The organism is Pseudomonas sp. P5_A2_2 (genome assembly GCF_054177685.1).
Genome location: NZ_JBGCUL010000139.1, coordinates 1 through 8,252, shown reverse-complemented (window position 1 = coordinate 8,252; position 8,252 = coordinate 1). Strand labels below are relative to the sequence as shown.

7 protein-coding genes are annotated in these 8,252 nt (G+C 59.7%); 3 read left to right on the top strand and 4 right to left on the bottom strand.

Going from position 1 to position 8,252, the window contains the following annotated elements; genetic code table 11:
- Nucleotides 1-113: 113 nt before the first annotated feature.
- Both ACXRVY_RS11595 and ACXRVY_RS11590 read right to left on the bottom strand, forming a co-directional pair.
- Nucleotides 114-515, bottom strand: coding sequence for a MerR family transcriptional regulator (locus ACXRVY_RS11595; RefSeq protein WP_007992801.1), 402 nt, complete (start codon nt 513-515; stop codon nt 114-116).
- 207 nt (nt 516-722) lie between these two features.
- On the bottom strand, nt 723-1,652 hold the full coding sequence (locus ACXRVY_RS11590) for a LysR family transcriptional regulator (protein WP_458237430.1): 930 nt from the start codon (nt 1,650-1,652) through the stop codon (nt 723-725).
- Nucleotides 1,653-1,817: 165 nt separating this feature from the next.
- On the opposite strand from ACXRVY_RS11590, the gene ACXRVY_RS11585 reads away from it, so the two are divergent.
- Complete coding sequence (locus ACXRVY_RS11585) at nt 1,818-3,047, top strand: acyl-CoA dehydrogenase (RefSeq protein ID WP_223461507.1); 1,230 nt, start codon at nt 1,818-1,820, stop codon at nt 3,045-3,047.
- 143 nt (nt 3,048-3,190) lie between these two features.
- On the opposite strand, the gene ACXRVY_RS11580 is transcribed toward ACXRVY_RS11585, so the two are convergent.
- Nucleotides 3,191-4,531: a phosphate ABC transporter substrate-binding/OmpA family protein gene (locus ACXRVY_RS11580; protein ID WP_223461510.1), complete on the bottom strand. Its 1,341-nt coding sequence runs from the start codon at nt 4,529-4,531 to the stop codon at nt 3,191-3,193.
- A gap of 213 nt (nt 4,532-4,744) precedes the next feature.
- Entirely contained in the window at nt 4,745-5,557 is an 813-nt protein-coding gene (gene xthA / locus ACXRVY_RS11575) for an exodeoxyribonuclease III (RefSeq protein ID WP_223461512.1), read from the bottom strand.
- Between the two features lie 228 nt (nt 5,558-5,785).
- Between xthA and ACXRVY_RS11570 the strand changes: the two genes are divergently transcribed.
- Together ACXRVY_RS11570 and ACXRVY_RS11565 are read left to right on the top strand one after the other, a co-directional pair.
- Nucleotides 5,786-6,436: a GNAT family N-acetyltransferase gene (locus tag ACXRVY_RS11570; protein ID WP_223461514.1), complete on the top strand. Its 651-nt coding sequence runs from the start codon at nt 5,786-5,788 to the stop codon at nt 6,434-6,436.
- A gap of 65 nt (nt 6,437-6,501) precedes the next feature.
- Nucleotides 6,502-8,229 (top strand): autotransporter assembly complex protein TamA, encoded by a 1,728-nt coding sequence (locus ACXRVY_RS11565; RefSeq protein WP_458237429.1) that lies wholly within the window; start codon nt 6,502-6,504, stop codon nt 8,227-8,229.
- Nucleotides 8,230-8,252: the final 23 nt, after the last annotated feature.

Genomic DNA, 8,252 nt, shown 5'->3' with positions numbered 1-8,252 from the left:
GAGAACCCTGTGGGAGCGAGCTTGCTCGCGATGAGGGCATCACATTCAACATTTTTGGTGACTGACACTCCGCTATCGCGAGCAAGCTCGCTCCCACAGTGGATAGTGTGGATTTATTGAACCGATTCCTGGCTTTTGAGCGTCTGCTCCAGCGCCTGCACACAGCGCTCTTCAGCGGTATCCAGCTCAAGCTTCATCTGTTCGATGTCCAGCAACTGCTGTTCAAGCTGCTCACGGCGTTCGCTGATTTTCGCCAGCATGCTGTGCAACTGCTTGGTGTTACCGCTGGAGGGGTCGTAGAGCTCGATCAGTTCGCGGCATTCAGCCAGCGAAAAGCCGATGCGCTTGCCCCGCAGGATCAGCTTCAGGCTGACCTTGTCGCGGGGTGAGTAAATGCGTTCCTGGCCACGACGCTCGGGGCTGAGCAGGCCTTGCTCTTCATAAAAGCGAATGGCCCGGGTGGTGATGTCGAGCTCGCGGGCGAGATCGGAAATGCTGTAGGTCTGGCTGCTCATGGAAGCGCTCGCAAAAGGTCATGGCGCTAAGCTAATGGCAGGTTGACGTTTACGTCAAGGGGCAGGGGTTTTCGCTGTTCTTGCTGGCCTCATCGCGAGCAGGCTCGCTCCTACAGGGGATCTTCGTAGAACACAGATTTCGTGTTCACAGCAGATCCAATGTGGGAGTGAGCCTGCTCGCGATGAACGATAACTCGGTACAAGGCATTACACCTTCTCGAGCTTCTTCTCCTGCGCCGTCACCTGCTGGCACAGCTCGATCATCTGCTCGCGCATCCAGCGATTCGCCGGGTCCTKGTCAGTGCTTTCGTGCCAGTAAAGATGGGTTTCCACCGGCGGCACATCGTTGACTGGCAGATAAAAGGCGTGCAGGTCGTTACGCCGGGCGAAGCGTTCCGGCACGGTCATGACCATGTCCGTCTGTTGTAGCACTTGCGAGGCCATCAGGTAATGCTGGGAGCGCAGGGCGATCTTGCGCTGGATGCCCATCTTGCCCAGCGCCAGGTCGACATAGCCGAGGCCGCTGCGGCGGCTGGAAATATGGATGTGGGTCAGGCCCAGGTAATCATCCAGGGTGAGTTTCTCTTTGCCCGCCAGCGGGTGCCCCTTGCGCATGGCGCACACGTAGCGGTCTTCCATCAACTTGACATGACGTACCTGCGGGTCGGTGTTGAGCGGCGCATCGACCGCGAAGTCGAGGCGACCGGCCGCCAGTTCCTTGGTGGTTTCGCGGCGTTTGGACAGGAAGCTTTCGATGATCACCGTCGGCGCCAGGCGGCGCAGGCGCTGGAACAGCGGCGGCAGGATCACCGCTTCGGTGAGGTCGGTCATGCTGATGCGGTAGGTCTTGACCGCTTGCTGCGGGTTGAAAATGCGGCTTTCCTGCACCGATACGCGCAGCAGCGAGAGGGCGTTGCGCACCGGGCCGATGATGTTCTGCGCCATCGGCGTGGGCACCATGCCCTGGGCAGTGCGCACGAACAACGGGTCGTTGAAGGTCTCGCGCAGACGCGCCAGCGCGTTCGACACCGCCGGCTGGGTGATGCCGACGATTTGCCCGGCGCGGGTCAGGTTGGCTTCGGTGTAGATCGCGTCGAAGACGATGAAAAGGTTGAGATCGACCTTGCTCAGATTCATTACGCGGCTCTCTTATTGTGTGTGCGGGCTGACCTTGACGATCAGCCGATCATATATCGGTGATGAATGTTTATACACGCCGAGAATAGGCTAGGTAAATGTTCATGGCTGTTCTAGCATCGATTGCATGATCTAAACAACCTCCCCCAAGAAGGTATCTCGCTCATGGATTTCGCTTATTCGCCCAAGGTTCAGGAACTGCGCGAGCGCGTGACTGCGTTCATGGACACCTACGTTTATCCCGCCGAAGCCGTGTTCGAACGCCAGGTCGCCGAAGGCGATCGCTGGCAGCCGACCGCGATCATGGAAGAACTCAAACTCAAGGCCAAGGCCGAAGGCCTGTGGAATTTGTTTCTGCCTGAGTCCGAGCTCGGTGCCGGCCTGACCAACCTCGAATACGCGCCGCTGGCGGAAATCATGGGGCGCTCGCTGCTGGGGCCAGAGCCGTTCAACTGCTCGGCACCGGACACCGGCAACATGGAAGTGCTGGTGCGTTACGCCAACGAAGAGCAGAAACAACGCTGGCTCGAACCCTTGTTGCGCGGCGAGATCCGCTCGGCCTTCGCCATGACCGAACCGGACGTTGCGTCCTCCGACGCCACCAACATGGCTGCCCGTGCGGTGCGCGATGGCGACGAGTGGGTGATCAACGGCAAGAAATGGTGGACCTCGGGTGCTTGCGACCCGCGCTGCAAAATCCTGATTTTCATGGGGCTGAGCAATCCTGACGGGCCACGCCACGCGCAGCACTCGATGATTCTGGTACCGGTGGACACCCCCGGGGTAAAAATCCTGCGTCCACTGCCGGTGTTCGGCTACGACGATGCGCCTCACGGTCACGCCGAAGTGCTGTTCGAAAACGTCCGGGTGCCGTACGAAAACGTCCTGCTGGGGGAAGGTCGCGGCTTCGAAATCGCTCAAGGTCGCCTTGGTCCGGGCCGGATTCACCACTGCATGCGTTCGATCGGCATGGCCGAGCGTGCACTGGAACTGATGTGCAAGCGCTCGGTGAGCCGCACCGCATTCGGCAAACCCCTGGCGCGGCTGGGCGGTAACGTCGACAAGATCGCCGACTCGCGGATGGAAATCGACATGGCTCGCCTGCTGACGTTGAAAGCGGCGTACATGATGGACACAGTCGGCAACAAAGTGGCGAAAAGCGAGATCGCGCAGATCAAGGTCGTCGCTCCAAACGTTGCGTTGCGAGTGATCGACCGGGCGATCCAGATTCATGGTGGAGCAGGGGTTTCCAACGATTTCCCGCTGGCCTACATGTACGCCATGCAGCGCACCCTGCGCCTGGCCGACGGCCCGGACGAAGTGCACCGAGCGGCGATCGGTAAATTCGAGATTGGCAAATATGTGCCGAAGGAGATGATGCGTAGCGGGCAGTAAGACCGCGTTATCGTTCATCGCGAGCAGGCTCACTCCCACAGGTTCACTGCGATCCCTGTAGGAGTGAGCCTGCTCGCGATGGCGTCAGTAAATTCACCCTCTCAACCTCAACCTCAACCTCAACCTCAACCTCAACCTCAACCTCAATATACCCAAACCTCAACCCGCCGATTCTTGATCCTTCCCTCATCAGCGCTATTGGCCGCCACCGGCATTTCGGCACCGAATCCGCGAATCTCGCGAAACACCACGCCGCTCTTCACCAACTCCCGCCGTACCGCCATGGCCCGCAGTTTCGACAACAGGTCGGCACGCGCCGGGTCGCTTTTGGCGTCACCAAATCCCACCAGCGTGACCTGTCCATCGGTCTTGTCGTGCTGCTTTATATAGTCGAGCACCCGCCACAGGTCTTGCCGCGCCTTGTTGTCCAGGCTGGCACTGCCTTCCTCGAAACGGAAATTCACCGACAGCCGTTGAGCATGTCGACTCAGTGCCTGATAACCCTCGGGCATCAATGCATTGGGGGTAACGGCCATGGCCTGGACGGTTTGGGCAATAAAACCGTTGGCGGCCACAATGGCCTGGCCGTCAGTACTTTGGGCAAAGGTCACCAGTGCTTTAGCCCAGGGATTTTTGCCATTGGGTGGCAGGTAGAAGAACAATCGACGGGACAGCGGATAGTCTTCCGTGGCAATCAGGCTGTTGAGCGGCAACATGGCTTGCGATTGCCCGTCGACAATGGCCACGGTTTTGGCCTGGCGCACATAGGGCAATCCGATAAATCCGATGCCTTGCGGGTCGGCGCTGACCGCATCGGACAGTTGCTCGCTGGACTCGAAGCGTTTCGCCGTGCTGCTCAGAGCTTTCCCACGGCTACTGAGGAGCAGTTCCTTGAAGGTGTCGTAAGTCCCGGACTGATCATCCCGCGCATACAGATGAATGGGTCCGCCGCGGCCGCCGATGTCTTCCCAGTTTTTTACCTCGCCATTGAAAATGCGCGCCAGTTGCACGGTGTCGAGTTGGTTCAGCGGATTGCCCGGATGCAGGATGATCGCCAGGCCATCGATGGCAATGACCTGTTCGGCGCTCGGGCTTTTCAGGTCACCGAGGGATTGCAGGCTGCCCAGTTCGCTGTCCTTGATCGGGCGCGACGAGGCGGCCAGGTCGGCGCTGGCTGCTTTGAGCGCAGTGAAGCCTGTGCTGGAACCATGGGCCGCCACCTCCACCATGACCCGCCGGCCTTGAACGGTTTCGCCGACGATGCGCAGTTCATTGGCGGTGTCCGGGGTTTCGCGGTGAATCCTGCGCAGGCCCTGTTCGCTCAGCAGGCCCTCGACCAGTGCCGGTCCCAATGCCGCGCCGATGGTGTTGGAACCCTGGATGCGCAGCACTGTGCCGTGTTCGGGTATCGGCAAGTCGCCGGCCGGGGCCGCCTGCGGCAAGCCCATGCACAGCATCAACAGGAACAACACGCGCAGCATCATGCCGGCACCTTACATAGCCAAAGGAGGTGCCGGGAGAATAAGTCAGTAAGGTTTCCGAAAAATGACAGGTTGTGCGATGGACCAATGTGGGAGCGAGCTTGCTCGCGATGGGGCCTTAACATTCAATATCGATGTTGAATAAAAGACCGCTATCGTCGGAACGCCGCCCGGAGCAAGCTCGCTCCCACAGGGTATTGATGTGATCAGGAGAAATCAGCTCAACTCAAGCCAGATCGGCGCATGGTCCGAAGGTTTTTCCATACCGCGCAGTTCGTAGTCCACCCCTGCGGCCTTCACCCGTGGCAGCAAGCCCTGGGAGGCGAGGATCAGGTCGATGCGCAGGCCACGCTTGGGTTCGTCTTCGAAGCCACGGCTGCGGTAGTCAAACCAGCTGAAGGTGTCGGTCACGTCCGGGTTCAGGTGACGGAAACTGTCGACCAGGCCCCAGTTCTTCAAGCGGGCCATCCACTCGCGCTCTTCCGGCAGGAAGCTGCATTTGCCGGTTTTCAGCCAGCGCTTCATGTTGTCCGGGCCGATGCCGATATCGCAGTCTTCCGGGGAGATGTTCACATCGCCCATCACCACCAGTGGCTGGTCGTTCTCGAACTGGCTTTCCAGCAGTTGCTGCAAATCGCTGTAGAAGCGTTCCTTGGCCGGGAATTTGGTCGGGTGGTCGCGGTTTTCGCCCTGTGGGAAATAACCGTTCATGATGGTCACCGGCACACCATTGGCGTCGGCGAAGGTGCCCCAGATGAAGCGTCGTTGGGCGTCTTCTTCGTCGGTGGCGAAACCCTTGTGCAGGGCCAGCGGCTCCTGTCGCGAGAGCAGGGCGACGCCGTAATGCCCCTTTTGTCCGTGGAAGTACACGTGGTAGCCCAGTGCTCTGACTTCATCGAGGGGAAACTGGTCGTCGTGGACCTTGGTTTCCTGCAAGCCGATCACATCGGGCTGGTGCTTTTCGATCAGCGCCGCCAGCTGATGGGGACGGGCGCGCAGCCCGTTGATGTTGAAGGAGACGATCTTCATGGTCGGCAGTCCTGGCAAAAGGGCGATGCTAGCTGACATGTGGGAATCGGGCCAGTGTGGGGTGAGGGGATTTACTGTGTTCTGTCGGACCTGTGTTGACCATCCCGGCCTCTTTGTCGATTTCATTGCCTACACTGATTTCGGATCTGTAAGGAACTGTGTCAGCGCCGATCCGCTCGTAACAACAAGAGTGCAGCCACCCGAGCTGTACCGGGGAGATCAACCGTCATGCCCGAAACCTCGACCGCCATCGCCGATATTCACATGCTTGACAGCGGCTACGCCCGCGAAGCGCGTTCGCTCCTGTACCAGGCTTATCGACACGAGCCGACTTTCGGCTATTTGTTCGAAGCCGAACGCCCCGGTTACGAACAGCGGGTTCGTGCCACCGTGCGCGAACTGGTGAGCCAGCATTTTCTCCAGGACCTGCCCGCCATCGGCCTGCTGGTCAACGACCGCCTGATCGGCATCGCTCTGATCGCACCGCCGCAACGTCGGCTTGGCGTCACCGAAAGTTGGGCCTGGCGCCTGCGCATGGTGCTCAGTACGGGATTTCGCTGCACCCGTCGCTACCTCGAATATCATGCTGCCGTGGAGGCCTGTGTGCCGAACGACTCGGTGCACGTCCTGCCATTGCTGGGGGTGCATCCACAATTCCAGGGCAAACATTTCGGCGAGCAGTTGTTGCAGGCCGTGCACAACTGGTGCGCGGTGGATGAAAACTCACAGGGCGTGATCCTCGACACCGGGAATCCGCGTTATCTGGAGTTCTACAAGCGTCAAGGCTACGAGGAAATTGGTGAGGTCGCCGTAGGACCGATCCGCGAACACGTGTTTTTTCACCCCAATCCCCAGGTGTTACAAACAGCAACTGCTTGAACGGCGAACTTTCCGGGCATGTCAGGCTCTATCACGCTCTCAAGCTCGTGATAGCATCCGCGCCTATGAAGTTTCCAGGAAGAATTACCAGTGGCGTGCTCATGCTGTTATCCAGCTGCACGGCGCTGGCGCAAAGTGAATTGGATGTGCGGATCAAACCGTCCAACGATGAACTGAAGGCCAATATRGAGGGCTATATCGGCAGCCTCGGCGATCGTGACGAAGAAGCCTTGCAGCGCTTCGGTCGTGGCGCCGAAGAGCAGGCGCGCAAGGCCTCCCAGGCCTTGGGTTATTACCAGCCGCACATCGACAGCGAGGTGAAAGGTGGCAAGACACCACGCCTGGTGTTGACCATCGATCCTGGCGAGCCGGTGCATCTGCGCAATGTGACGATACGCGTCGACGGACCGGCGGCCTCCCTCAAAACCTTTCGTGTACCCAAGAGCGACGCGCTCAAACCAGGGGCGGTGCTCAATCATGGGCATTACGAGGACGCCAAGCGCCTGATCCAGAATCAGGCTTCGCGCTATGGCTTTTTCAGCGGCCGTTTCACCCGTTCAAAATTGTCGGTCGACCCGCGAGCCGGCGTCGCCGATATCGAACTGATCTATGAAAGTGGCCCGCGCTATACCTTGGGCAAGGTCAGTTTCGAGGGTGATACGCCGTTCGATGACGAGCTGCTGCAACGCATGGTGCCATTCAAGGCCGGCGAGCCGTATGACTCGGAACTGATCGCCGAACTCAATCAGAATCTGCAATCGAGYGGGTACTTCGAAGGCGTGCGCGTGGACGCGGCACCCAAGGCGTCCAAGGACGATGCGATCCCGGTGGACGTCAAGCTCGAAACCCGCAAGCCGCGGACCATGGGCCTGGGCCTGGGTTTCTCCACCGACGTCGGCCCACGCGCCAAGGCCAACTGGACCCGACACTGGGTCAACGCCCAAGGGCACAGTTATGGCTGGGAGACCGAAGTCTCGGCGCCGCGGCAAAACGTCGGGCTGTTCTACGACATTCCACTGGACCCGCCACTGACCGACAAACTGCGTTTTGCCGGCGGTTATCAGAATGAGGACATCGCCGGCACCGACACCCACAGCAAGTTGCTGACCCTCGGCCCCGAATGGCACAGCAAATTGCCCAGCGGCTGGCAACGGGTGGTGTCGCTGAAGTGGCAGCGCGAGGATTACCAACTTGGCGATGACTCCGGACTCAGTAACCTGCTGATGCCCGGCGTGAATTATTCGTACCTGAAAAGCGACAACCGCATCGACCCGCATAACGGCTATCGGCTGCAATTCGAATCCAGAGTGGCCAAGGAAGGTTTGGGTTCCGACAGCAACCTGCTCTACGGCACGGCGCTGGTCAAAGGCTTGACCACGGTGTTCGACAACCATCGTTTTCTCGGGCGGGTGCAGGTCGGCGGCAGTGCCACCAACGGCTTCAAATCGGTGCCGCCATCGCTGCGCTTCTTCGCCGGTGGCGATCAGAGCGTGCGCGGTTACGACTATCAGAGCCTGTCCCCGGAAAACTCCGACGGTGCCCGTATCGGTGGTCGCTACATGGTGGCCGCCAGCGCGGAATATCAGTATTCCATCGCCGAAAAATGGCGGGTCGCGACCTTTGTCGATCAGGGCAACTCCTTCAATACACTCGAACTGCCGAATCTCAAGACCGGGGTCGGTATCGGCGTGCGCTGGGTATCGCCGGTGGGGCCTATCCGCCTCGACCTGGCCCGCGCGCTGGACGACGATGGCGGCTTTCGACTGCACTTTTCCATGGGGCCTGAGCTGTGAAGCGTGGTTTGAAAGTAACGCTG